Origin of the sequence: Paraburkholderia susongensis, assembly GCF_900177725.1 — a bacterium.
Lineage (GTDB): Bacteria > Pseudomonadota > Gammaproteobacteria > Burkholderiales > Burkholderiaceae > Paraburkholderia > Paraburkholderia susongensis.
In genome coordinates this window covers 113,574-135,990 of the sequence record NZ_FXAT01000018.1, presented here as the reverse complement: position 1 = coordinate 135,990, position 22,417 = coordinate 113,574, and the positions used below count along the sequence as shown (strand labels likewise).

Sequence of the window (22,417 nt, the reverse complement as noted above, 5' to 3'; positions counted from 1 at the left end):
TGCCGCTCATCAGCGCCGCTCAGGCCGCGCCGCGTTTGACGAGCCATGCGTCGACACGCGCGAGTGCGCCCGCGAGCGCGGCTTCGAGCTCGGGCGTCTGTGCCATGCGGCCCCACAGCAGCCGGTCGGCGGCGAACGCGCGCAACGGATCGGGCGCCGCGAAGAAGCCGTGCGCGACGCTCTCGTCCATCACGCCGTCCTGATACGCGTACGGCAGCTTGCCCGTGTGCCAGCGTTCGAGAAAGCGGAAGAACAGCGCGGGCAGCACCGCGGTCGCCGCCGGCGTGACGCCGCGCTCGAAGCACTCGGCGAGCGTCGGCGCGATGAAGCCGGGCAGCTTCGAGAAGCCGTCGGCGGCGACGCGCTGGTTGGTGTCGAGAATATGCGGATTGCTGAAGCGTTCGAGCACGATGTCGCGATAGCGCGCGAGATCGAGCGGGCTCGGCGTGAGACACGGAATCACGTCCTCGGTCACGTAGTCGTACGCGAACTGGCGAATGTCGGCGTCGAGCGTGCCTTCGTGGATGTAGTTCAGGCCGACCAGCGTGCCCGCCCACGCGATGCAGCTATGCGTTGCGTTGAGGATGCGGATTTTCGCTTCCTCGTACGGCAGCACCGAATCGACGAGTTCCGCGCCGACTTTTTCCCAGGCCGGCCGCCCCGCGACGAAGTGGTCCTCGATCACCCACTGGATGAATGCCTCGCCCATTACCGGGCTCGCATCGTCGACGCCGGTGGCGGCCTTCACGCGTTCGCGCACGTCGGGCGTCGGGCGCGGCGTGATGCGATCGACCATCGAGCAGGGGCACGAGGTGTTCTGATCGAACCATCGCGCGAGTTCGCTCGCGCCGCGCCGCTCGAGAAATTCGCTCATGCCCGCATGAAAACGCTCGCCGTTGCTGCGCAGGTTGTCGCAGGTCTGCAGCGTGACCGGGCCCGCGCCGCGCTTCATGCGTGCGTCGAGAATCGCCGCGAGCGCGCCGTAGATCGTCGTATGGCCGCCGGCGAGGTCGGCGGCGAGATCGGCGTTCGCGGTGTCGAGCCGGTCGTGCTCGTCGAGGTAATAGCCGCCTTCGGTGACCGTGAACGCGATGATCTTGCAGGCGGGATCGGAGCCCGCCTCGATCAGGCCGGCGAGGTCTTCGCTCCACGGCAGCACGCGCTCGATCGAGCGGATCGTCTCGTAGGCGCGCTCGCCGTGCGGCGTGACGGTTTCGAGCGTATAGACGCCTTTCTGCGCGGCGAGCGCGTCGAGCACCGCGTTCATGTCGCCGCGGATATTGCCGACCGTGAGTGACCAGTGCGGTTCTCCGGGCGACTGTGCTTCGTTGAGGCGGTGCAGATACCACGCCTGATGCGCGCGATGAAACGATCCCGCGCCGATGTGCAGGATCACGTGTGCGGCCGTGCCGCTGCCTTGCCCGCTGTTCATGTGCGTCTCCGTGTCGGCCCGAGTTAGCGCTTTAGCGCTTACTCGGGTCCCATGCTGACTAGCCTTGTTCGCCGCTCTCGAAGCGGGCGTTTTGTGCGTTTGGAGCATTTGCTCTGTATGTGAGCGAATGATCGTACCCGGCGAAACGAAAGTCAAGGCGAGGGCGTGGGGTTTTCGTGGCGCAGCGCGGCATGGCACGCGCACGGTGTCGACACAGCGTGCGGAACAGCGCGAAAACCCGCCATGCGATCCATATTGCATTGCATCAAATTTGACCTTGCGAGCGTCCGGATTAACCCGAATGCAAAAAAGTATCGGTCCACGGTTTCTTTTTAAGTGGTCGTCAACGCGTTTGGCGGGTACTTTTCGCTTTACAAGATCAAGATCGGCGGCGCCTCATGCGGGCCGCTCTCATGGAGGCAGACAGTGCAACCTGATCTCGAGATCGTGGCCGTGCGCCGCGACGAATCGTTCAAGGTGTGGTCGCATGGCTATCCGTATCGCACGGTACGCTGGCACTTTCATCCGGAGTACGAAATTCATCTGATCGTCGAGACGAGCGGCAAGATGTTCGTCGGCGATCACATCAGCGGCTTTGCGCCGGGCAACCTCGTGCTGATGGGCCCGAACCTGCCGCACAACTGGGTCAGCGACGTGCCCGAAGGCGAGAGCGTCGCGCAGCGCAATCTCGTCGTGCAGTTCGGCCAGGAGTTCGTGTCGAGCTGCGTCGACAGTTTTCCGGAGTGGCGCCAGGTCGAGGCGCTGCTTGCCGATTCGCGCCGTGGGCTGTCGTTCGGCATGCAGACCTCGGCGCAGATCAAGCCGCTCTTTCTCGAACTGCTCGTGGCGCGCGGCTTACGCCGTCTCGTGCTGTTCATGTCGATGCTCGAGATCCTGACGAACGCGCAGGACCGCGAAACGCTCGCGAGTCCCGCGTATCAGGCCGACCCGACCAGCTTCGCCGCGACCCGCATCAACCATGTGCTCGCGTATATCGGCAAGAACCTCGCGAACGAGCTGCGCGAATCCGAGCTCGCGCAGCTCGCCGGCCAAAGCGTTAGCGCGTTTTCGCGCTATTTTCGCCGCCATACCGGGTTGCCGTTCGTGCAATACGTGAACCGCATGCGCATCAATCTCGCGTGCCAGCTGTTGACCGACGGTGAGTTGAGCGTGACCGACATCTGCTTCAAGGCGGGCTTCAACAATCTGTCGAATTTCAACCGGCAGTTTCTCGCGGTGAAGGGCATGGCGCCGTCGACGTTTCGCCGCTATCAGCAACTGAACGATGCGAGCCGCGATGCTTCCGAGGAGGCCGCCGCGCGCGGCGCGGGCATCGACAACGCGCCGGCTATCGTGCTCGCGCCGGGGCTGCCGAGGAATGGCGCCGCTTATCCACTTACCTAGCACTCACTTAGCACTCACCTGGTACTTCCGTAGTCCGCTGATCGGATCCACCCGCTTTTCAACACGTATCGCGCTGTGCGAACACAGCGCGAGGGACGTGCTTACTTCAAAAAATGGAGACAACCATGAAGCAATCTGTTTTTCAGTCCGCTTTGCCGTCGGTCTCGTTGAGGACGTTCGCGCGGCGCGTTGCCGCACTCGCGTTCGGGCTGTCGCTCGTTGCGGCATCGGTATCGGCCGCGCAGGCCGCGCCGCTCAAGATCGGCATGACGTTCCAGGAGCTGAACAACCCCTATTTCGTGACGATGCAGAAGGCGCTCAACGATGCGGCGGCCTCGATCGGCGCGACGGTGGTCATCACCGACGCGCATCATGACGTCAGCAAACAGGTCAGCGACGTCGAGGACATGCTGCAGAAGAAGATCGACATCCTGCTCGTGAATCCGACCGATTCGACCGGCATCCAGTCGGCCGTGACCTCGGCGAAGAAGGCGGGCGTAGTGGTCGTCGCGGTCGATGCGAACGCCAACGGTCCGGTCGATTCGTTCGTCGGCTCGAAGAACTACGACGCGGGCGTGATGGCCTGCGACTACCTCGCGAAGTCGATCGGCGGCAGCGGTGAGGTGGCGATTCTCGACGGCATTCCGGTCGTGCCGATTCTCGAACGCGTGCGCGGCTGCAAGGCGGCGCTCGCGAAGTCGCCGGGCGTGAAGCTCGTCGACGTGCAGAACGGCAAGCAGGAGCGCGCGACCGCGCTGACCGTGACCGAGAACATGATTCAGGCGCATCCGAATCTGAAGGGTGTGTTCAGCGTGAACGACGGCGGCGCGATGGGCTCGCTCTCGGCGATCGAATCGTCGGGCAAGGACATCAAGCTCACGAGCGTGGACGGCGCGCCTGAAGCGATCGCCGCGATCCAGAAGCCGAATTCGAAATTCGTCGCGACGTCCGCGCAGTTTCCGGCAGACCAGGTGCGCATCGCGCTCGGCATCGCGCTCGCGAGGAAGTGGGGCGCCAATGTGCCGAAGGCGATTCCGGTCGACGTGAAGCTGATCGACAAGAGCAACGCGAAGGGCTTCAGCTGGTAAGGCGGCACATGCGCTGATGCGTACGCCGGCTGCCTCGCGCGGAGCATGCGCCGCGCGAGGCACGCAGGTACGCAACGCAAGCTCGCGACAGGAACACACGATGGACACGATTCTCAAGCTCGACAACATCAGCAAGAGCTTTCCCGGCGTGAAGGCGCTGCAAGGCATTCATCTCGAGATCGCGCGCGGCGAGATTCATGCGCTGCTCGGCGAAAACGGCGCGGGCAAATCGACGTTGATGAAAATTCTCTGCGGCATCTATCAGCCCGACGAAGGCACGATCACGATCGACGGCGAAGCGCGCCACTTCGCCAACTATCACGACGCGGTGGCGGCGGGCGTCGGCATCGTGTTTCAGGAGTTCAGCCTGATCCCGTATCTGAACGCGGTCGAAAACATCTTCCTCGGCCGCGAATTGAGGAACGGCTTCGGCCTGCTCGAGCGCGGCCGGATGCGGCACGCGGCAGCGGAGATTTTTCAGCGGCTCGGCGTCGCGATCGATCTGTCGGTGCCGATCCGGGAACTCTCGGTCGCGCAGCAGCAGTTCGTCGAAATCGCCAAGGCGTTGTCGCTCGATGCGCGCATCCTGATTCTCGACGAACCGACCGCGACGCTCACGCCCGCCGAGGCCGCGCATCTGTTCGCGATCATGCGCGAGCTGAAGCAGCAGGGCGTTGCGATGATTTTCATCTCACACCATCTCGAAGAAATTTTCGAGGTGTGCGACCGCATCACGGTGCTGCGCGACGGCCAGTACGTCGGCATGACCGAAGTCGCGCAATCGGACGTGAGCCGCCTCGTGCAGATGATGGTGGGACGCCGCATCGAAAGCAGCTTTCCGCCGAAGCCGCCACCGCGCGCCGACGCGAAGATCGTGCTCGACGTCGTGCGCCTGCAGTTGCTCAAGGACAGCCCGGCGCTGAGCTTTTCGCTGCGTGAAGGGGAAATACTCGGCTTCGCGGGACTCGTCGGCTCGGGGCGCACCGAGACCGCGCTCGCGGTGATCGGCGCGGATCCGGCCTACGCGAAGGAGATTCGCGTGAATGGCGCGGCCGCGAAGCTCGCCGATCCGGCCGACGCATTGCGCGCGGGCGTCGGCATTCTGCCCGAGAGCCGCAAGACCGAAGGGCTCATCACCGACTTTTCGATCAAGCAGAACATCTCGATCAACAACCTCGGCAAGTACCGCTCGCTGCGCTTCTTTATCGACCAGCGCGGCGAGGCGCGCGCGACCGCCGACATCATGAAGCGCGTGGGCGTGAAGGCGCCGACGATGCACACCGAAGTCGCGACGCTCTCGGGCGGAAATCAGCAGAAGGTGGTGATCGCGCGCTGGCTCAATCACCACACGAACATCCTGATCTTCGACGAACCGACGCGCGGCATCGACGTCGGCGCGAAGGCCGAAATCTATCTGCTGATGCGCGAGCTGACCGCGCGCGGCTACTCGATCATCATGATCTCGTCCGAACTGCCGGAGATCGTCGGCATGTGCGACCGCGTCGCCGTGTTCCGGCAGGGCCGCATCGAAGCGATGCTCGAAGGCGACGCGATCGACTCGAACGCCGTGATGACCTATGCGACCGCCGGTTCGCTCGGAGCCAATCATGAACATGCCTAATCATTCTTCTTCGCCGTCTCCTGAAACCTCGACTGTCGCCGCAGATACGGCAGGCGCGCCCGCGCGCTTGAGCTGGGCCGCGCTGAAACGCTCGACGTTGTTCTATCCGTTCATCGGCCTGCTGGTGGTCTGCATCGTGATGGTGTTCGCGAGCGACAGCTTTCTCTCCGCCGCGAACATCGAGAACGTGCTGCGCCAGGTGTCGATCAACGCGATCATCGCAGTCGGCATGACCTGCGTGATCCTGACGGGCGGCATCGATCTGTCGGTCGGCTCGGTGATGGCGCTCTCGGGCACGCTTGCGGCCGGCCTCATGGTCGCCGGCATGAACGCGGTGGCCGCGCTTGCGGTCGGCATTGCGGTCGGTCTCGGCTTCGGCGCGGCCAACGGCTTTTTCGTTGCGTTCGCGGGTATGCCGCCGATCATCGTCACGCTCGCGACAATGGGTATCGCGCGCGGTCTCGCGCTGATCTACACGGGCGGCTATCCGATCGACGGACTGCCCGACTGGGTCAGCTTCTTCGGCAGCGGCAAGATTCTCGGCATCCAGGCGCCGGTCGTCATCATGGCGGTGATCTATGTGATCGCGTGGGTGCTGCTCGAGCGCATGCCGTTCGGCCGCTACGTGTACGCGATCGGCGGCAACGAGCAGGCGACGCGTCTGTCGGGCGTGCGCGTCGCGCGCGTGAAGCTGATTGTCTACACCATCGCCGGTTTGACGTCCGCGCTTGCCGCGATCGTGCTGACCGCGCGCCTCATGAGCGGCCAGCCGAATGCGGGTGTCGGCTTCGAACTCGACGCGATCGCGGCTGTCGTGATGGGCGGCACGTCGATTTCGGGCGGACGCGGCTCGATCATCGGCACGCTGATTGGCGCGCTGCTTCTCGGCGTGCTGAACAACGGCCTCAACATGGTCGGCGTGAATCCCTACGTGCAGAACGTCATCAAGGGCGGAATCATTCTGCTCGCGATCTACATCAGCCGCGACCGCAGAAAGTAACACTCTCTTCCTCACACTTCTCTCTTCGCAGGACCATGCAATGACGACTCAATCCAATCAGTCCGATCGGCAGAACATGACCGCCATCGTTTGCCACGCACCGAAAGACTATCGCGTCGAACAGGTACAGAAGCCACGCGCCCGCGCGCACGAACTCGTGATTCGCATTGCCGCGTGCGGCATCTGCGCGAGCGACTGCAAATGCCATTCGGGCGCGAAGATGTTCTGGGGCGGTCCGAGCCCATGGGTCAAGGCGCCGGTGATTCCGGGGCACGAGTTCTTCGGCTACGTAGAGGAACTCGGCGAAGGAGCGGCCGAGCATTTCGGCGTGAAGAAGGGCGAGCGCGTGATCGCCGAGCAGATCGTGCCGTGCGGCAAATGCCGCTATTGCAAGTCCGGCCAGTACTGGATGTGCGAAGTGCACAACATCTTCGGCTTTCAGCGCGAAGTCGCGGACGGCGGCATGGCCGAGTACATGCGCATTCCGCCGACCGCGATCGTCCACAAGATTCCCGATGGGATCTCACTCGAAGACGCGGCGATCATCGAGCCGCTCGCCTGCGCGATTCACACGGTCAATCGCGGCGATCTGCAACTCGACGACGTCGTCGTGATCGCGGGCGCCGGTCCGCTCGGTCTCATGATGACGCAGATCGCGCATCTGAAGACGCCGAGGAAGCTCGTCGTGATCGACCTCGTCGAAGAGCGGCTCGCACTGGCGCGCGAATACGGCGCGGACGTGACGATCAATCCGAAAGAGCAGGACGCGCTCGCGATCATCCGTTCGCTGACTGACGGATACGGCTGCGACGTCTATATTGAAACGACGGGCGCGCCGATCGGCGTGAACCAGGGCATGGACCTGATCCGCAAGCTCGGGCGCTTCGTCGAATTCTCGGTGTTCGGCGCGGACACGACGCTCGACTGGTCGGTGATCGGCGATCGCAAGGAACTCGACGTGCGCGGCGCGCATCTCGGGCCCTATTGCTATCCGATCGCGATCGATCTGCTGGCGCGCGGGCTCGTTACGTCGAAGGGCATCGTCACGCACGGCTTTTCGCTCGAGGAATGGGACGAAGCGATCAGGATCGCGAACTCGCTCGATTCGATCAAGGTGCTGATGAAGCCGCGCGCTTGAGCCATGCCTCGGCCATACGCTTGAGCCACGCGAGCGAAGGTGGCATCGGGCGGGGCCTGTCAACGGAGACTCTATGAATTACGTCATCGGCGTCGATATCGGCACGCAGAGCACGAAGGCGCTGCTCGTCGACGAACACGGCGCGATCGTCGCGCAGCATGCGTCGGGCTATCAGCCCGATACGCCCAAGCCATTGTGGGCCGAGCAGTGGCCTTCGGTGTGGCTGAAGGCGGTGGTCGAGTGCGTCGCCGCCTGCGTGAGCGATGCGCAGGCGGCCGGCGTCGCGGCGAGTTCGATCAAGGCGCTGTGCGTGAGCAGCCTGTATGGCGGCTCGGGCATTCCGGTGGATAGCGACATGCGTCCGCTCGCGCCGTGCCTGATCTGGATGGACCGGCGCGCAACCGCCCAGGTCGACTGGGTGCGCGACAACGTCGATCTCGAACGGCTCTACACGATCACCGGCAATGGCGTGGACAGCTACTACGGCTACACGAAGATGCTGTGGTTGCGAGAAAACGAGCCGGACGTGTGGGCGCATACGCGCTATTTCCTGCCGCCGAACGCGTACGTGATCTACATGCTGACCGGCGAGGTCGCGGTCGATCACAGCTCGGCCGGCAACATCGGCGGCGTCTACGATATCGCGCGGCGCGACTGGTCGGACGAAGCGCTCGACATGCTCGGCATCCCCGCGACGATGATGCCGGATCGCCTCGTCGAATCGTCGGATGTGGTGGGCGGCCTGCTGTCGCAATGGACCGCGCAGCTTGGGCTCGATGCGGGCACGGCGATCATCGCGGGCGGCGTCGATGCGGCGATGGCGACGTTCGCGGCGGGCGTCACGCGGGCGGGGCAGCATGTCGCGATGATCGGCACCAGCATGTGCTGGGGCTATATCAATCAGCGCGTCGACGCACGGCACGGCTTGATTAGCATGCCTCATGTTTTCAACGGGCAGCACGACATCTACGTGTTCGGCGGCGCGATCACCGCGGGCGCGTCGGTCAGCTGGTATCGCGAGCAGTTCTGTCATGCGGAGATCGAAGCCGCGCGCGCGACGCCGCATGGCGATCCGCATCGGCTGCTCGAAGAGGTGGCCGCGCAAGTGCCGGCCGGCGCCGACGGCGTGCTGTTCCTGCCGTATCTGATGGGCGAGCGCAGTCCGGTGTGGGACGCGAAAGCGAGCGGGGCGTTCATTGGGCTCTCGCTCTTTCATACGCGTGCGCATCTGTATCGCGCGGTGCTCGAGGGCGTGTCGTTCGCGCTGAAGCACAACATCGAGGCGGGGCGCAAAGGCGCGCAGTCGCTCGACGACAAGCTGATCGTGGTCGGCGGCGCCGCGCATTCGGACCTGTGGATGCAGATCATCGCCGACGTCACCGGCTATCCGGTCTACACGATCGAGCAGGACGTCGAGGCCGCGATGGGCGCCGCGCTGCTCGCCGCGGTCGGTGTCGGCCTCGTGTCGCGCGAAGCGGCGCAAGGCGGCTGGGTCACGCTGATCGAACGCGCGCAGCCCGACGCGCGGCGCATGGCGTTATACGAGCAGCGCTTCGGCGTGTACACGGACCTCTATCCGGCGTTGAAGCCGGTCATGCACCGGTTGCAATCATCATGAATGCCACTTTCGATTTCTCCGGCCGCTCGATTCTCGTGACGGGCGCGTCGAGCGGCATCGGCCGCGCCACGGTCGAGGCGTTGTGTGCGAGCGGAGCTTCGGTCGTCGCGGCGGCGCGCAACGTGAAGGAACTCGCGCGGCTCGCCGAGGAAACCGGCTGCGAGCCGTTGACGCTCGACGTCAGCGACGAAGCCGCAATCGACGACGCGTTCGCTTCGCTCGGCACGTTCGACGGCCTCGTGAATTGCGCGGGTATCGCCTTGCTGGAACGCGCGGTGGATACGACCGCCGCGAGCTTCGACTGCGTGATGGCGGTGAATACGCGCGGCGCGGTGCTGGTCGCGAAGCACGTCGCGCGCGGCATGATCGAAGCGAAGCGCGCGGGCAGCATCGTCAACGTGTCGAGCCAGGCCGCGCTCGTCGCGCTCGACGATCACCTGAGCTATTCGGCGTCGAAGGCCGCGCTCGATGCGGTAACGCGAGCGCTCTGCATCGAACTGGGGCCGTGCGGGATCCGCGTGAACAGCGTGAACCCGACCGTCACGCTGACGCCGATGGCGGTGCTTGCATGGAGCGATCCCGCGAAACGCGACCCGGCGCTGGCCGCGATTCCGCTGCGGCGCTTTGCCGAATCCGCCGAGGTGGCCGCACCGATTCTGTTTCTTCTGAGCGATGCGGCTTCGATGATAAGCGGCGTATGCCTGCCGATCGATGGGGGCTACACGGCGAGGTGAGCACCTCGCGCGCGAGTGTTGACGCAGTTAGAGCATCGTGCGTACGTGCCAAAGCTCGGGAAACAGCACGACGTCGAGCATCTTGCGCAGATACGGCGCGCCGCTCGTGCCGCCGGTGCCCTGCTTGAAGCCGATGATCCGCTCGACCGTCGTCACGTGCCGGAAGCGCCATTGACGGAACGCGTCCTCGAGATCGACGAGTTCTTCGGCCATCTCGTAGAGCTCCCAATGCTCGGACGGGTTGCGATACACCTCAAGCCAGGCGGCTTCAACCGACGCATCGTGCACGGTAGGCTGAGTCCAGTCCCGCTCGAGCCGCGCGGGCGAAATCGCAAAGCCGCGGCGCGCGAGCAGCCGCACCACTTCGTCGTAGAACGAGGGCGCTTCGAGCGATGCCTTGACCTCGGCGTAGATGTCGGCGCGATGCGCGTGCGGCTTCAGCATCTGCTCGTTCTTGTTGCCGAGCAGGAACTCGATCTGCCGGTACTGGTACGACTGGAAGCCCGACGAGCTGCCCAGATAAGGCCGCATCGCGGTGTATTCGGACGGCGTCATCGTCGCGAGGACGCTCCAGGCCTGCACCAGTTGCTCCATGATCCGCGACACGCGCGCGAGCATCTTGAACGCGGGCGGCAGCTCGTCGCGATGCACGGCCGTGAGCGCGGCGCGCAGTTCGTAGAGCGCGAGCTTCATCCACAGTTCGCTGGTCTGATGCTGGATGATGAAGAGCATCTCGTTGTGATCCGGCGACAACGGATGCTGCGCTTCGAGCACCGAGCCGAGCGACAGATAATCGCCGTAGCTCATCGACTCCGAGAAATCGAGTTGCGCGTCGTGCCAGCCCGCCTCGACGGAGCCCGCCGCCGCGCCCGCAACTGAGCCCGCAGCTTGGCCCGAAGCGGAACCCGCGGCGGCCGCGCCCGCCGCCGCGCGTCCATGCCCGAACGGGCAGCCTTGTGCCGCCGGCTCTTCCGGCAAGCCCGGCGTGTGCATGTGATCGGTCATTCTGTGATCCTCAGGTAACGGCGCCGCGTGCGGCGAATTCGGGGGCCCGCCAGGTCTCGTGCGTGAGCACCTCGCGCAACGTTTCGACGGCGTCCCACACGTCGACGAAGCGCGTGTAAAGCGGTGTAAAGCCGAAGCGCAGCACATGCGGCTCGCGATAGTCGCCGATCACGCCGCGCGCGATCAGCGCCTGCATCACTTCATAGCCATGCGGATGTTCGAAGCTCGCATGCGAGCCGCGCTGCGCGTGATCGCGCGGCGTCACGAGCTTGAGCGGAAACTCGCCGCAACGCGTTTCGACGAGTTCGATAAAGAGATCGGTCAGCGCGAGTGACTTCTTGCGGATCGCCTGCATGTCGGTTTGCAGGAACACGTCGAGCCCGCATTCGACGAGCGCCATCGACACCATCGGCTGCGTGCCGCACAGATAGCGGCCCACGCCGTTGTCCGGCTGATACGACGGGTTCATCTCGAACGGCGCGCGGTGGCCCCACCAGCCCGAGAGCGGCTGCGCGAATGCGTTCTGATGGCGCTTGGGCACCCACACGAACGCGGGCGAACCGGGGCCGCCGTTCAGATACTTGTATGTGCAGCCGACCGCGTAGTCCGCGCCGACACCGTTCAGGTCGACCGGCACCGCGCCCGCCGAATGCGCGAGATCCCACAGCGCGAGCGCGCCCTTGCCGTGAATCAGCTTCGTCAGCGCGGCCATGTCGTGCATGTAGCCGGTGCGGTAGTTCACGTGCGTAATCATCGCAATCGCGGTGTCCTCGCCGATCGCGTCGGGCAGCTCGGACGGATCGTCGACGAGGCGCAGCTCGTAGCCGCGATCGAGCTGCTCGATGAGTCCTTGCGCGATATACAGATCGCTCGGGAAATTCGAGCGCTCGGAGACGATCACGCGGCGCTTCGGATCGCGCGTATCGGCGAGCCGAAGCGCGGCCGACAGCAGCTTGAACAGATTGATCGAAATCGTATCGGTGATGACGACTTCGTCTTCAGCCGCGCCGATCAGCGGCGCGAGCTTGTTGCCGAGCCGGCGCGGCAACGCGAACCAGCCCGCGTTGTTCCAGCTGCGGATCAGACCCTCGCCCCATTCGGCGGCGATCACGGTCTGCGCGCGCTGCGCGGCAGCGGCCGGCGGCACGCCGAGCGAGTTGCCGTCGAGATAGAGGGTGGTCGGCGACAGCGCGAACTGGTCGCGCAGTGTTGCGAGCGGGTCGGCGCTGTCGAGTGCCACAGCTTCGTCACGATGGTTCATGGTGGATGCGTTGCTCCGATCGGGAGGGTTTGTCGGGTTGTTTGCCGGATGGTTCTTCGGGTTGCCTGCCGTACGTCAGTGCGGGCCGGGCAGCGCGCGCAGCACCGCGCGGACCGGGCTCGCGTCGAGCGTGGTCAGTTTGAGCGGCAGTGCGATCAATTCGTAGTCGCCGGGCTCGACCGCGTCGAGCACGATGCCTTCGAGAATCGCCATGCGGTGCGCGCGGATCCGGTGGTGCGCGTCCATCGTCTTCGATTCCTGCGGATCGAGCGACGGCGTGTCGATGCCAACCAGCTTCACGCCGCGTTCGGCGAGCAGATCGATGGTGTCGGGCGCGACAGCGCAGAACGCGCTGTCCCAGGCGGCGGTCGGCGCGTTTTTGTAAGTTCTTAGTAAGACTCGCGGCGGCAGATCGTCGAGCGAGCCGCGCAGGTGTTGTGGCGTCACAACAGGCGACGCCCCAATGCAATGAATCACTCTGCACAGGCCGAGATAGGTGTCGAGCGGCACTTCGCCGATTGCGGCGCCCTCGGCGTCGTAATGCAGCGGTGCGTCGGTATGCGCGCCGGTGTGCGGCGACAGCGTGAGCCGCGCGACGTTGACCGGCGAGCCTGCTTCCATGCGCCAGACACGCTCGATGCCGACCGGCGTGTCGCCTGGCCAGACGGGTGTGGCGGTGTCGACGGCGGGGGTGATGTCCCAGAGTGTTGGCATGACGGTTTCGCGCAGGGTGACTATCTCCAAATGATAGTGGTCAAGCCACAAAATGTGATTGCGAAAAAATCTCCTTCTTCGCCGTGTCTTGGAACATAATTTGATTTAAACGGGAAAGGGAGACCGAATATGAACGCGATCTCGCTCGACGCCACCGATTGCCGTATCTTGACGGTGCTTCAGCAGGAAGGACGGATCAGCAATCTCGACCTCGCGGAGCGCATTTCGCTCTCGCCGTCGGCCTGTCTACGACGCCTGCGTCTGCTCGAGGAGCAGGGCGTCATCGAACACTACCGCGCGTGTCTGAACCGCGAAGTACTGGGTTTCGAACTGGAAGCGTTCGTGCAGGTGTCGATGCGCAACGACCAGGAAAACTGGCACGAGCGTTTCGCCGAGGCCGTGCGCGACTGGCCGGAAGTGGTCGGCGCGTTCGTGGTGACCGGCGAGACCCATTACCTGCTGCGGGTTCTCGCGCACAACCTCAAACACTATTCGGATTTCGTGCTGCAGCGTCTGTACAAGGCGCCGGGCGTGATGGACATCCGCTCGAACATCGTGCTGGAGACGCTCAAGGAAGATTCGGGCGTGCCGGTCTCGCTCGTGAAGAAGAGCGGCGGGCACGGCGCCGCGCATACCGAGCGCTGAGGGCGGCGGTGTGCTGACTCAAAGCAGCTTGAGCCCGTGAAACTGGCCGCTCTGGAACACGAGCGGCGCGATATCGGCGGCGTTGTCGTGCACGCCGCAGCGCTCCACCTCGCCGACGAAAATCACGTGGTCGCCTTCCTCGTAGCGGCTGCGGTTATGGCATTCGAACCACGCGAGCGCGCCGTCGAGCACCGGCATGCCGCTGTCACCCGCCGCATGCGACACGCCTTCGAAGCGGTCGCCCTTCACGGTCGCGAAGCGCTTGCATAGATCGAGCTGCGAGGCGGCCAGCACGTTGACCACGTAGTGACTATTGACGCGAAACACCGGCATCGACGCCGAGCGTGTCGCGAGACTCCACAGCACGAGCGGCGGATCGAGCGAAACCGAATTGAACGAACTGGCTGTAATGCCGATCAACTGGCCCGACGCGGCGCGCGTCGTGATGACGGTGACGCCGGTCGCAAACTGGCTGAGCGCCTGTTTGAATCCGGCCTGGTCGAAGTTGGGCGGGCTTGCGCGCTTCATTGGGGCAGAGCCCCCGATACGCGCCGTGTGGAAGCCGGGCTGAAGTGCGGGCACGCGCGGCTGGAAGCGAATGATTCGAAAGTCATAGTGAAAATCGTCGATTTCCGCCAATTTTAACTGCAATCGCTGAGCGCGCCGCACGGCGATGCGTGCGTGAGCGCGGGATCGACGGCAAAGCGCTCCGGATGCACATTCGCGATGCCGCTCGCCGCGCAGGCGGCTTCGAAGGTGGTGCGGCCGGCATGCCATCCGGCAAGTGCCGTCCGTTCTGGTTGTTCTATCGGTCGACTGGTTCAGATGCCGTTGTTATTCAGTTGCCAGTTGCGTTGAATGAGTCGTGATAGGAAACCGCGCCGACAGGAGTGTTCCCATTAAACGAAAGTGCCTGGAAGTATTCGGGCGGCACGCCTGGGTAAAGAAGCCCGTCGTGAACCTTGAATCCAAACCGGCCGTAGTACTCGGGATCTCCCAGCACCACACACCCTCGAGCATTCATTGCCTTGAGTTCGGAGAGTGCTTTTCTCGTTAGCTCTGAACCAATGCGATTGCCTTGATGCTCGGGAAGAACCGAAATCGGACCAAGGCCGTACCACTGGTCCGCGCCAGTTGAAATGCTCACAGGGGACACGGCGACATGACCGACGACATTCCCCTGAAGCTCGGCCACAAGGGAAAGGGTCAATTGATGGCTTTTTCGCAAGGCATCAACGATCCAGTGCTCCGTATGGCTCGAATGCGCTGCATTTCTAAATGCGGCTTCGGTGACGGATCGAATCGAGTCGATGTCGGAGCTGTTTTCTTGACGAATATTAATCTTGTCGCTCATTTACCGTGCTTTTGAGTGTCTGGATTGCCGTGCCCAAAAGTTCTCGATGTATGCTGCTCCTTCGTCTCCCAATGATTTCCTGGACACCTTTGGGGTGGTGCTGGTCATCTGGAACCTCTAAAATTTACTTGTTCCATTGGCAGATTTTACGGTGATCGACCAACTTTGAGTGGTGGTTGTTTCGGTGCGGATCAATCGGCGATCTGTTTGAAAGCAATCACTTAGGAGGTAAAAATGACAGAAACAATTGTGCTTGGCGGGGGTTGTTTCTGGTGCCTCGAAGCGGTGTATCTGGGCGTCGACGGTGTCAACGCGGTGGAGTCGGGGTATGCGGGCGGTCGCACGCGCCATCCGACCTATGAGCAGGTGTGCGACGGCGAGACCGGTCACGCTGAAGTAGTGAAGGTCGACTTCGATCCGGCGAAGATCAGCGATCGCGAGATTCTCGACATCTTCTTCGCGATCCACGACCCGACGCAGCTGAACCGGCAGGGCAACGACGTCGGCACGCAGTATCGCTCGGTGATCTTCACGCAGTCCGATGCGCAGCGTGAGACCGCGCTACAGGCGATTCACGAGATCGGCGAACAGCGGATCTATGACGGCAAGATCGTCACCGAGGTGCTGCCGCTCGGCGGCAACTACTGGCCCGCCGAGGCGTATCACCAGAACTATTTTGCGCAGCACCCGAATCAAGGGTATTGCTCGTTCGTGGTTGCGCCGAAGGTTGCGAAATTCCGGCAGAAGTTCGCGCATCGGATCAAGGCGGGTTGACGGCGGGGCACTCCGACGGCGCGTCGCCGCCGTCCGCCTCGCGTCCCTGAGCGAGACGCGCGCAGGCCTCGGCAATCTCCCCGGCCAGTTTCACGCAACTGAGCGGCGCCGACCCTTCCGCCTTGTTGTTGACCGCGATCACGACCGGCTGGCCGGCGAGCGCATAGCGCGCGGCCAGTTCGGCAAGCGAGGCGCGAGTCGCCGGGTCTTCGTCGACGAGCCGGTTGAACGGCTCGTACTTCGCCTTCGCCTGCTCGTATTTGAAGCCGCCGTGCAAGCTCCAGCGCACGATCAGCGGGCCGGCCGGCTCGCCGTCGAGCAGCGCGAGCGCCGCGGCCTGGCGCAGCGGGTCCGGCATGCGCGCGTGAATTCCCACGCAGTAACGCACACCCGCCGCCTTCAGCATGCGGATGAAGCGCGGCGTGAGCAGACTCGCGTCGCGAATTTCGACCGCGTAGCAACTGCCAGCGGGCAGCTTCGGCAGCGCGTTTAGAAATTCGCCGAGGCGCTCGATGAACGCCGCCGGCTGCGCGAGCATCGCGTCAGGCAGCGGCGAGAACTGGAACACGAGCGCGCCGGCTTTCGCGCCGAGTCCTTCGAGACAGGGCGTGACGAAATCGTCGATCGCCATCTGCGCGTTCAGGAAGCACGGGTTCAGCGAAACCGGCTCGCCGCGTTCGGCGCGCACGGTGGCGTCGGTGATCGTCATCGGCGCCTTGACGATGAAGCGGAAGTGCTCGGGCACCTGCTGCGCATAGCGCAGGTATTCGGTGACCGTGAGCGCCTGGTAGAACGACCGGTCGATGCTGACCGTTTTCAGCAGCGGATGCGCGCCGTATGCGCCGAGGCCTTCGCGCGAGAGTTTGCTGTTGCTGTAGTCGTCGCCGTAGACGATGCCGTTCCAGCCCGGAAACGACCAGGTCGACGTGCCCAGGTGGATCTGCTGCGGTAGCTGGGCCGCGAGCGCGAGCACTTCGGGCGACGGCGGCGCGGCGACGACGTCACGGCCGCGGCGTTTTTTCGGGGTGTCGGCGGAGGTGGGCGGGGCGTTTTGCGTGGATGCGGCAGGGCCGGGCGTGTCGTCTTCCCCCAACGATGTGGCGGCAGTCTTCGCGCGCGGCTCGCGCCGGCGCTCGGGCTGCGCTCCATCCACCGGCATCCCGAACAGATCGAACTGCGCGGCCTCGCTAGCCGCCTCGTCCGGATTGCCGCCATTGCCGCGCAATGGCTCTTCGACTTCGTTCGTCCCGCTCTGGTCCATCAATGTCCGGCCTGCTGTTATGGATTGCGCCGTGGCGTGCGCTCATGCGTGCCGCCGCGGCGCCGACCGGTCACAACAGGATCACGGCGGAGTCACAGCGGTTTTTCGTACATGTAGCGGCGCGACCACGGCAGGTTTTTCGCGCTATGGCCGGCTTTGCGGCACACCACCTGGAAGATCGACACGTCGTCGTTTTCGAACGCATACGCGCAGCCGGCGAGATACACGCGCCAGATGCGGAATTTCTCGTCGTCGACGAGCTTGCGGGCTTCGTCCGCATGCGCTTCGAAATTCTCCGCCCAGATGTCGAGCGTGTGCGCATAGTGACGGCGCAGGCTTTCGACGTCAACCGGTTCGAGCCCGCCGCGCTGCATCGATTCGAGCGCGAGGCCGATATGCGGCAGCTCGCCGTCCGGGAACACGTAGCGGTCGATGAACTCGCCGCCGCCGAGCGCGGTTTCGCCGCTGTCCGCGTCGCTCGACGTGATGCCGTGGTTCATCGCGATGCCGTCGTCGGTCAGAAGATCGCGCATCTTCTCGAAATAGCCCGGCAGATTCTTGCGGCCGACGTGCTCGAACATGCCGACACTCGTGATGCGATCGAACTGCCCCTTGATGTCGCGATAATCCTGCAGGCGAATCTCGATCTGGTTTTCGAGTCCGGCCGCCTTCACGCGCGCGGTGGCGAGATCGAACTGGTTCTGCGAGAGCGTCACGCCCACGCACTTCGCGCCGAATTTCTGCGCCGCGCGCAGCACGAGCGCACCCCAGCCGCAGCCGATGTCGAGCAGACGCTGCCCGGGCTGCAACTGGATCTTCGTGAGGATGTGGTCGATCTTCTTGATTTGCGCGGTCGCGAGATCTTCGGTGCCGGTCTCGAAGTACGCACACGAGTAGACCATGTTCTCGTCGAGCCACAGCTTGTAGAACTCGTTCGAGACGTCGTAGTGATACTGGATCGCCTTCCTGTCCGACGACTTCGAGTGATTGAAATAGCGCCGCACGCGCGCGAGCTTGCTCGCGCTGGTCACGGTGCTGCGCGCGAGTTCATAGCCGATATTGATGATGTCCGACAGCTTGCCCTCGATGTCGATCTTGCCCTTCACGTACGCCTCGCCGAGATTGTCGAGGCTCGGTTCGAGCAGATAGGGCAGCGCGGTTGCGCTCTTCACGTGCAGCGTGACCTGGGGCGCGGCGAACTGCCCGAAGTCGTGTTGCTGACCGTCCCACAGCACGAGACGTGCGGGCAGGTTAGCTCTGGTTTTGACATCTTCAACCCACTGCGCCAGCTTTTTCTCCCAGAACATGTGATCTCTCCGTGTTCGTTGATTTAAAGCAAAGCTTTTGTGGATCGCGACATGGCGCAGCGCACTCCCAGGCCGCGCAACGCAATCCGGCCGGTGCGCCGCTACGTTGGCGGCGCCGCCGGCGTGATTCATCGGATCAGGGCGACAGGCGGGCGATCCGCCAGTTGCCGCTCTCGGCGCTTTCGCCCGCGCGTGTATAGAGCAGACGGTCGTGCAGCCGCGACGGCCGCCCCTGCCAGAATTCGATCGTGTCGGGCACCAGACGATAACCGCCCCAGTGCGGCGGGCGCGGGGGATTGTCGCCGTATTGCAGGCTGATTTCGCGTTCGCGTACTTCGAGCTGCGAGCGGCTTTCAATTACCTGACTCTGATTCGAGGCCCACGCGCCGATGCGCGAGCCGAGTGGACGCGACGCGAAATACGTGTCGCTTTCTTCCGGGCCGGTCTTGACGACGCGGCCCTCGATGCGCACCTGGCGCTCGAGTTCGATCCAGTGGAACAGCAGGCTCGCGTAGGGGTTCGCGCTCAACTCGCGGCCCTTGCGGCTCTCGTAATTGGTGAAGAACACGAAGCCACGCGCGTCGACGCCCTTGATGAGCACGATGCGCGCCGAGGGCCTGCCGCGCGAGTCGACCGTGGCAAGCGTCATGGCATTCGGTTCGGGCAGTTGGGCGTCGATTGCCTGCCGGAACCACGTGTCGAATTGACGGAACGGATCGTGGTCGACGTCGGCAACGTCCAGAGAGCCCAGCGAATAATTTTTTCGAAGCTCGGCGAGTGAGATCATGTTCTTATGCGAACGCTACAGTTGAAACAAGTATAGCTAAGGAGCCGGTTTTTTGCGCGCGAGCGGGCAAGCCCGGACGTGCCGCATCTGCGCCACACCTTGCGCGAGCGCAAGCTTGCAGTGTTTCGCCGCTTCCCGCGACTTTTGCTCAGCCGGCGTGGCTCGCGCTGCCGTTCGTGTGCTTACCTGGATTGAAGCGTGATGGCAAAACGTTCGGGTGAGACCTTCAGGCAAAATACGGGCTGCGCGCCCTGCACTCACATCACGGGAGCGCCGCCGCTTTCCGTTCCATCCGTGTTTTCGAGCCCTGCCATCATGTCCAGCACCGCCGCGCAATCCGATCTTACTACCAGCCTCGACGCGAATGAAACCGCCGACCGCGCGCGCCGCTTCGGCGGAATCGCGCGTCTGTACGGCGCCGATGCGCTCGCCGCGTTCGAAGGCGCGCACGTCGCGGTGATCGGCATCGGCGGGGTGGGCTCGTGGGTCGCGGAGGCGCTGGCGCGCAGCGCGGTCGGTGTGCTTACGCTGATCGATCTCGACAACGTTGCCGAAAGCAATACGAACCGGCAGATTCACGCGCTCGACGGCAACTACGGAAAACCGAAGGTCGAGGCGATGGCCGAGCGCATCGCGGCGATCAATCCGTATTGCGATGTGCGGCTCGTCGAAGACTTCGTCGAGCCGGACAATTTTGCGGCGACGCTCGGCGGCGGCTTCGATTACGTGATCGACGCAATCGACAGCGTGCGCACGAAGACTGCGCTGATCGCATGGTGCGTCGAGCGCAAGCAGGCGCTGATTACGGTCGGCGGCGCGGGCGGCCAGCTCGACCCGACGCGCATCCGCATCGACGATCTCGCGCTGACGATCCAGGACCCGTTGCTCTCGAAGGTGCGCGGCCAGTTACGCAAACAGCATGGCTTTCCGCGTGGGCCGAAGGCGAAGTTCAAGGTGAGCGCGGTGTATTCGGACGAGCCGCTCATCTATCCGGAAGCGGCCGTCTGCGATATCGACGAGGAAGCCGAGCACGTGAGCACGTCGCCGGGTCACACGGGGCCGGTCGGCCTGAACTGCGCGGGGTTTGGTTCGAGCGTGTGCGTGACCGCGAGCTTCGGTTTTGCGGCGGCTGCGCATGTGTTGCGGGAGCTGGCGAAGCAGGCGAGGGCTCGGGCGGCTGTTTGAGCGCGGCGTTTCGGAGCTTGCGGCGCATCGAAGCCGAGGCACGCTGGCCGCGGCTGCGGCATTCACCGCAACCGCGCCATGCAACGAGCGCTGATCGATACGACGATTCAGTACGGCCGGTACGACCACCCGGCGCAGCAACTCAGTACAACGACGCGCTCAGCTTACGCCGCCATTGCGACACCAGCTCCGGCTGATGCGCGGCCAGATCGAACACCGAGAGCATCGTCTTGCGGCCGATATCGTCGCGGAACGCGCGGTCGCGCTGCACGATCGCGAGCAGATGCTCGAGTGCACCCGCATATTTGCGGCGTGCGATAAGCGCGCTAGCCAGATCGAAGCGCGCTTCGAGATCGTCGGGATTCGCGGCGACGCGTGCTTCGAGCGCATCGGTGGGCGGCAGGTCCGCGGCGGCATCCACGGCGTCGAGCCGCGTCTTGATCGCGTTGAAACGCGCGTCGATGCCCTGCGTCGTTTTCGGCGACAGCAGATCGACTTCGTTGCGCGCTTCGTCGATACGGTTGTCTTCGAGCAGCAACTCGATGCGGTCCATGCGCGCGTCGTCGAAACCGGGGTCGTACGCGAGCGCCGCCTGCAGCAGATCGTATGCGTCTTCGCGGCGGCCCTCGGCGAGCGCGGTCTGCGCTTCGACGCGCGCGGCCGGCGCGCCTTGCGGCACGAGCCGCTCGATGAATTCGCGCAGTTGTCCTTCCGGCAGCACGCCGACGAACTGATCGACCGGCTGGCCGTCGGCGAAGGCGATCACGTGCGGAATGCTGCGCACCTGGAAGTGCGCGGCCAGTTCGTGATTCTCGTCCACGTTGACCTTGACGAGCTTCCATTTGCCGGCTGCTTCGACTTCGAGCTTTTCCAGCATCGGGCCGAGACTCTTGCAGGGGCCGCACCACGGCGCCCAGAAATCGACCAGCACGGGGGCCAGGGTCGACGCCGCGATGACGTCCTGTTCGAAAGTGGCCAGAGTGGTGTCCATTGCGTCCTCGTCGATAAAAGCGGTTTTGTACGTGCCTAGCTTGGGCCGAATCGCGTGAATTCAATGCGGGCCGTCAGATGCCCGTGGCGCGCGCTAGGTCTGCGCCTGTCTTGCCGGCGGCTCCACCGCATTCACTTGTGCTGCGGCAGCGGAATCCATTCGGTTTCGCCGGGCACCTGGCCCATTTCCTGATTCGTCCACGCAAGCTTCGCGGCTTCGATCTTCTCGCGTGAACTCGCGACGAAATTCCACTCGATGAAGCGCTCGCCGTCGAGCTTCTCGCCGCCGAGCAGCATCACGCGCGCGCCGTGCGTGCTCGCTAGCGTGACCGTTTCGTCGAGCGCGAGCACCGCCATCTGGCCCGCTTCGAGCGGCGTGCCGTCGATCTCGAGATCGCCTTCCACGAGATACACGCCGCGCTCCTCGTGCTCCGGCTCGAGCGCGAACGCGCTGCCCGGCGTGAAGTCGGCGGCCACGTACAGCGTGCCCGAGAACGTCCTGACCGGCGAGAGCGCGCCGAACGCCGTGCCCGCGATCACGCGCAGCGTCACGCCGTTGCGCTCGACGACCGGCAGCGTGTCGGCCGCGTGATGCGCGAACGACGGCTCGGTTTCTTCGTCGGCGAGCGGCAGCGCGACCCAGGTCTGGATGCCGTGCATCGTCTGGCCGTGCGCGCGGTCCTCGGCGGGCGAGCGCTCCGAATGGACGATGCCGCGCCCGGCCGTCATCCAGTTGACGTCGCCGGGGACGATCTTCTGCTCGGAGCCCAGGCTGTCGCGATGCATGATCGCGCCTTCGAACAGATAGGTGACGGTTGCGAGGCCGATATGCGGATGCGGACGCACGTCGAGGCCGACGCCGGGTTCGAGGGTGGCCGGGCCCATGTGATCGAAGAAAATGAACGGGCCGATCAGGCGCGCCGCCATGGCCGGCAGCACACGCCGCACGGTCAGGCTGCCGACGTCGCGCAGATGTGGTTTGAGGACGGCTTTGATCGAGGAGGTCATGGGCAGGCTCGACGGGAGAATGAAAGGAGAGCGGTTCAATCGACGATTCTACTGCGCGCCGCGCGCGGCCGACGTCAACAAAGGAGCGAGC

Annotated in this window: 21 protein-coding genes; 10 read left to right on the top strand and 11 right to left on the bottom strand. The window is 64.2% G+C overall.

The window, feature by feature from the left end:
• Nucleotides 1-19: 19 nt before the first annotated feature.
• Entirely contained in the window at nt 20-1,432 is a 1,413-nt protein-coding gene (gene dalD, locus B9Z01_RS32430) for a D-arabinitol 4-dehydrogenase (RefSeq protein ID WP_085489629.1), read from the bottom strand.
• Nucleotides 1,433-1,858: 426 nt separating this feature from the next.
• Between dalD and B9Z01_RS32425 the strand changes: the two genes are divergently transcribed.
• From B9Z01_RS32425 to B9Z01_RS32395, 7 genes are all read left to right on the top strand, one after another.
• The gene (locus B9Z01_RS32425) at nt 1,859-2,836 is read left to right on the top strand and encodes an AraC family transcriptional regulator (RefSeq protein ID WP_085489645.1); all 978 of its coding nucleotides are present in this window, start codon (nt 1,859-1,861) and stop codon (nt 2,834-2,836) included.
• Nucleotides 2,837-2,961: 125 nt separating this feature from the next.
• On the top strand, nt 2,962-3,924 hold the full coding sequence (locus B9Z01_RS32420) for a substrate-binding domain-containing protein (protein ID WP_085489628.1): 963 nt from the start codon (nt 2,962-2,964) through the stop codon (nt 3,922-3,924).
• A 100-nt stretch (nt 3,925-4,024) separates the two neighbouring features.
• Nucleotides 4,025-5,545 carry a sugar ABC transporter ATP-binding protein gene (locus B9Z01_RS32415; protein WP_085489627.1) on the top strand — a complete coding sequence of 507 codons (1,521 nt, stop codon included), beginning with the start codon at nt 4,025-4,027 and terminating at the stop codon, nt 5,543-5,545.
• Nucleotides 5,532-6,545, top strand: coding sequence for an ABC transporter permease (locus B9Z01_RS32410; RefSeq protein WP_085489626.1), 1,014 nt, complete (start codon nt 5,532-5,534; stop codon nt 6,543-6,545). Before B9Z01_RS32415 ends, B9Z01_RS32410 begins: the two co-directional genes overlap by 14 nt.
• A 40-nt stretch (nt 6,546-6,585) precedes the next feature.
• Entirely contained in the window at nt 6,586-7,683 is a 1,098-nt protein-coding gene (locus B9Z01_RS32405; protein WP_085489625.1) for an alcohol dehydrogenase catalytic domain-containing protein, read from the top strand.
• 73 nt (nt 7,684-7,756) lie between these two features.
• Complete coding sequence (locus B9Z01_RS32400; protein ID WP_085489624.1) at nt 7,757-9,301, top strand: FGGY-family carbohydrate kinase; 1,545 nt, start codon at nt 7,757-7,759, stop codon at nt 9,299-9,301.
• Nucleotides 9,298-10,035 (top strand): SDR family oxidoreductase, encoded by a 738-nt coding sequence (locus B9Z01_RS32395; RefSeq protein WP_085489623.1) that lies wholly within the window; start codon nt 9,298-9,300, stop codon nt 10,033-10,035. Before B9Z01_RS32400 ends, B9Z01_RS32395 begins: the two co-directional genes overlap by 4 nt.
• 27 nt (nt 10,036-10,062) lie before the next feature.
• On the opposite strand, the gene kynA is transcribed toward B9Z01_RS32395, so the two are convergent.
• The 3 genes from kynA to kynB all read right to left on the bottom strand — a co-directional run bounded on the left by kynA (nt 10,063) and on the right by kynB (nt 13,015).
• Nucleotides 10,063-11,040 (bottom strand): tryptophan 2,3-dioxygenase, encoded by a 978-nt coding sequence (kynA, locus tag B9Z01_RS32390; RefSeq protein WP_085489622.1) that lies wholly within the window; start codon nt 11,038-11,040, stop codon nt 10,063-10,065.
• Nucleotides 11,041-11,050: 10 nt separating this feature from the next.
• Nucleotides 11,051-12,301, bottom strand: coding sequence for a kynureninase (kynU, locus tag B9Z01_RS32385; RefSeq protein ID WP_085489621.1), 1,251 nt, complete (start codon nt 12,299-12,301; stop codon nt 11,051-11,053).
• Nucleotides 12,302-12,376: 75 nt separating this feature from the next.
• Nucleotides 12,377-13,015, bottom strand: a complete 639-nt coding sequence (gene kynB, locus B9Z01_RS32380) for an arylformamidase (protein ID WP_085489644.1) — start codon at nt 13,013-13,015, stop codon at nt 12,377-12,379.
• A gap of 129 nt (nt 13,016-13,144) precedes the next feature.
• Here kynB and B9Z01_RS32375 point away from each other — a divergent pair, with 129 nt between their 5' ends.
• Nucleotides 13,145-13,660, top strand: coding sequence for an Lrp/AsnC family transcriptional regulator (locus B9Z01_RS32375; RefSeq protein ID WP_085489620.1), 516 nt, complete (start codon nt 13,145-13,147; stop codon nt 13,658-13,660).
• 18 nt (nt 13,661-13,678) lie between these two features.
• Here B9Z01_RS32375 and B9Z01_RS32370 read toward each other — a convergent pair whose 3' ends face one another.
• Nucleotides 13,679-14,188 (bottom strand): flavin reductase family protein, encoded by a 510-nt coding sequence (locus tag B9Z01_RS32370; RefSeq protein ID WP_085489643.1) that lies wholly within the window; start codon nt 14,186-14,188, stop codon nt 13,679-13,681.
• A 310-nt stretch (nt 14,189-14,498) separates the two neighbouring features.
• Entirely contained in the window at nt 14,499-15,014 is a 516-nt protein-coding gene (locus B9Z01_RS32365; RefSeq protein WP_085489619.1) for a GNAT family N-acetyltransferase, read from the bottom strand.
• A gap of 234 nt (nt 15,015-15,248) precedes the next feature.
• On the opposite strand from B9Z01_RS32365, the gene msrA reads away from it, so the two are divergent.
• Complete coding sequence (gene msrA, locus B9Z01_RS32360; RefSeq protein WP_085489618.1) at nt 15,249-15,788, top strand: peptide-methionine (S)-S-oxide reductase MsrA; 540 nt, start codon at nt 15,249-15,251, stop codon at nt 15,786-15,788.
• Here msrA and B9Z01_RS32355 read toward each other — a convergent pair.
• From B9Z01_RS32355 to pdxH, 3 genes are all read right to left on the bottom strand, one after another.
• The gene (locus B9Z01_RS32355; RefSeq protein ID WP_085489617.1) at nt 15,775-17,049 is read right to left on the bottom strand and encodes a DUF72 domain-containing protein; all 1,275 of its coding nucleotides are present in this window, start codon (nt 17,047-17,049) and stop codon (nt 15,775-15,777) included. The genes msrA and B9Z01_RS32355 overlap by 14 nt on opposite strands.
• Before the next feature lie 92 nt (nt 17,050-17,141).
• Nucleotides 17,142-18,356, bottom strand: a complete 1,215-nt coding sequence (locus B9Z01_RS32350) for an SAM-dependent methyltransferase (protein ID WP_085489616.1) — start codon at nt 18,354-18,356, stop codon at nt 17,142-17,144.
• 136 nt (nt 18,357-18,492) lie between these two features.
• Nucleotides 18,493-19,143: a pyridoxamine 5'-phosphate oxidase gene (pdxH, locus tag B9Z01_RS32345; protein WP_085489615.1), complete on the bottom strand. Its 651-nt coding sequence runs from the start codon at nt 19,141-19,143 to the stop codon at nt 18,493-18,495.
• Nucleotides 19,144-19,458: 315 nt separating this feature from the next.
• Here pdxH and tcdA point away from each other — a divergent pair, with 315 nt between their 5' ends.
• Nucleotides 19,459-20,328, top strand: a complete 870-nt coding sequence (gene tcdA, locus B9Z01_RS32340) for a tRNA cyclic N6-threonylcarbamoyladenosine(37) synthase TcdA (protein ID WP_085489614.1) — start codon at nt 19,459-19,461, stop codon at nt 20,326-20,328.
• A gap of 142 nt (nt 20,329-20,470) precedes the next feature.
• Here tcdA and trxA read toward each other — a convergent pair whose 3' ends face one another.
• Both trxA and B9Z01_RS32330 read right to left on the bottom strand, forming a co-directional pair.
• On the bottom strand, nt 20,471-21,319 hold the full coding sequence (trxA, locus tag B9Z01_RS32335) for a thioredoxin (RefSeq protein WP_085489613.1): 849 nt from the start codon (nt 21,317-21,319) through the stop codon (nt 20,471-20,473).
• A 131-nt stretch (nt 21,320-21,450) separates the two neighbouring features.
• Entirely contained in the window at nt 21,451-22,326 is an 876-nt protein-coding gene (locus B9Z01_RS32330; RefSeq protein ID WP_085489612.1) for a pirin family protein, read from the bottom strand.
• Nucleotides 22,327-22,417 lie beyond the last annotated feature (91 nt).

Excerpts from the sequence above, each read along its gene's own strand:
- kynB (WP_085489644.1), bottom strand. The coding sequence starts at position 13,015 with ATGCCAACACTCTGGGACATCACCCCCGCCGTCGACACCGCCACACCC.
- B9Z01_RS32420 (WP_085489628.1), top strand. The coding sequence starts at position 2,962 with ATGAAGCAATCTGTTTTTCAGTCCGCTTTGCCGTCGGTCTCGTTGAGG.
- msrA (WP_085489618.1), top strand. The coding sequence starts at position 15,249 with ATGACAGAAACAATTGTGCTTGGCGGGGGTTGTTTCTGGTGCCTCGAA.
- B9Z01_RS32410 (WP_085489626.1), top strand. The coding sequence starts at position 5,532 with ATGAACATGCCTAATCATTCTTCTTCGCCGTCTCCTGAAACCTCGACT.
- B9Z01_RS32330 (WP_085489612.1), bottom strand. The coding sequence starts at position 22,326 with ATGACCTCCTCGATCAAAGCCGTCCTCAAACCACATCTGCGCGACGTC.
- B9Z01_RS32415 (WP_085489627.1), top strand. The coding sequence starts at position 4,025 with ATGGACACGATTCTCAAGCTCGACAACATCAGCAAGAGCTTTCCCGGC.
- B9Z01_RS32350 (WP_085489616.1), bottom strand. The coding sequence starts at position 18,356 with ATGTTCTGGGAGAAAAAGCTGGCGCAGTGGGTTGAAGATGTCAAAACC.
- dalD (WP_085489629.1), bottom strand. The coding sequence starts at position 1,432 with ATGAACAGCGGGCAAGGCAGCGGCACGGCCGCACACGTGATCCTGCAC.
- B9Z01_RS32375 (WP_085489620.1), top strand. The coding sequence starts at position 13,145 with ATGAACGCGATCTCGCTCGACGCCACCGATTGCCGTATCTTGACGGTG.
- trxA (WP_085489613.1), bottom strand. The coding sequence starts at position 21,319 with ATGGACACCACTCTGGCCACTTTCGAACAGGACGTCATCGCGGCGTCG.
- kynA (WP_085489622.1), bottom strand. The coding sequence starts at position 11,040 with ATGACCGATCACATGCACACGCCGGGCTTGCCGGAAGAGCCGGCGGCA.
- B9Z01_RS32405 (WP_085489625.1), top strand. The coding sequence starts at position 6,586 with ATGACGACTCAATCCAATCAGTCCGATCGGCAGAACATGACCGCCATC.
- B9Z01_RS32355 (WP_085489617.1), bottom strand. The coding sequence starts at position 17,049 with ATGGACCAGAGCGGGACGAACGAAGTCGAAGAGCCATTGCGCGGCAAT.
- kynU (WP_085489621.1), bottom strand. The coding sequence starts at position 12,301 with ATGAACCATCGTGACGAAGCTGTGGCACTCGACAGCGCCGACCCGCTC.
- B9Z01_RS32395 (WP_085489623.1), top strand. The coding sequence starts at position 9,298 with ATGAATGCCACTTTCGATTTCTCCGGCCGCTCGATTCTCGTGACGGGC.
- B9Z01_RS32400 (WP_085489624.1), top strand. The coding sequence starts at position 7,757 with ATGAATTACGTCATCGGCGTCGATATCGGCACGCAGAGCACGAAGGCG.
- pdxH (WP_085489615.1), bottom strand. The coding sequence starts at position 19,143 with ATGATCTCACTCGCCGAGCTTCGAAAAAATTATTCGCTGGGCTCTCTG.
- B9Z01_RS32370 (WP_085489643.1), bottom strand. The coding sequence starts at position 14,188 with ATGAAGCGCGCAAGCCCGCCCAACTTCGACCAGGCCGGATTCAAACAG.
- tcdA (WP_085489614.1), top strand. The coding sequence starts at position 19,459 with ATGTCCAGCACCGCCGCGCAATCCGATCTTACTACCAGCCTCGACGCG.
- B9Z01_RS32365 (WP_085489619.1), bottom strand. The coding sequence starts at position 15,014 with ATGAGCGACAAGATTAATATTCGTCAAGAAAACAGCTCCGACATCGAC.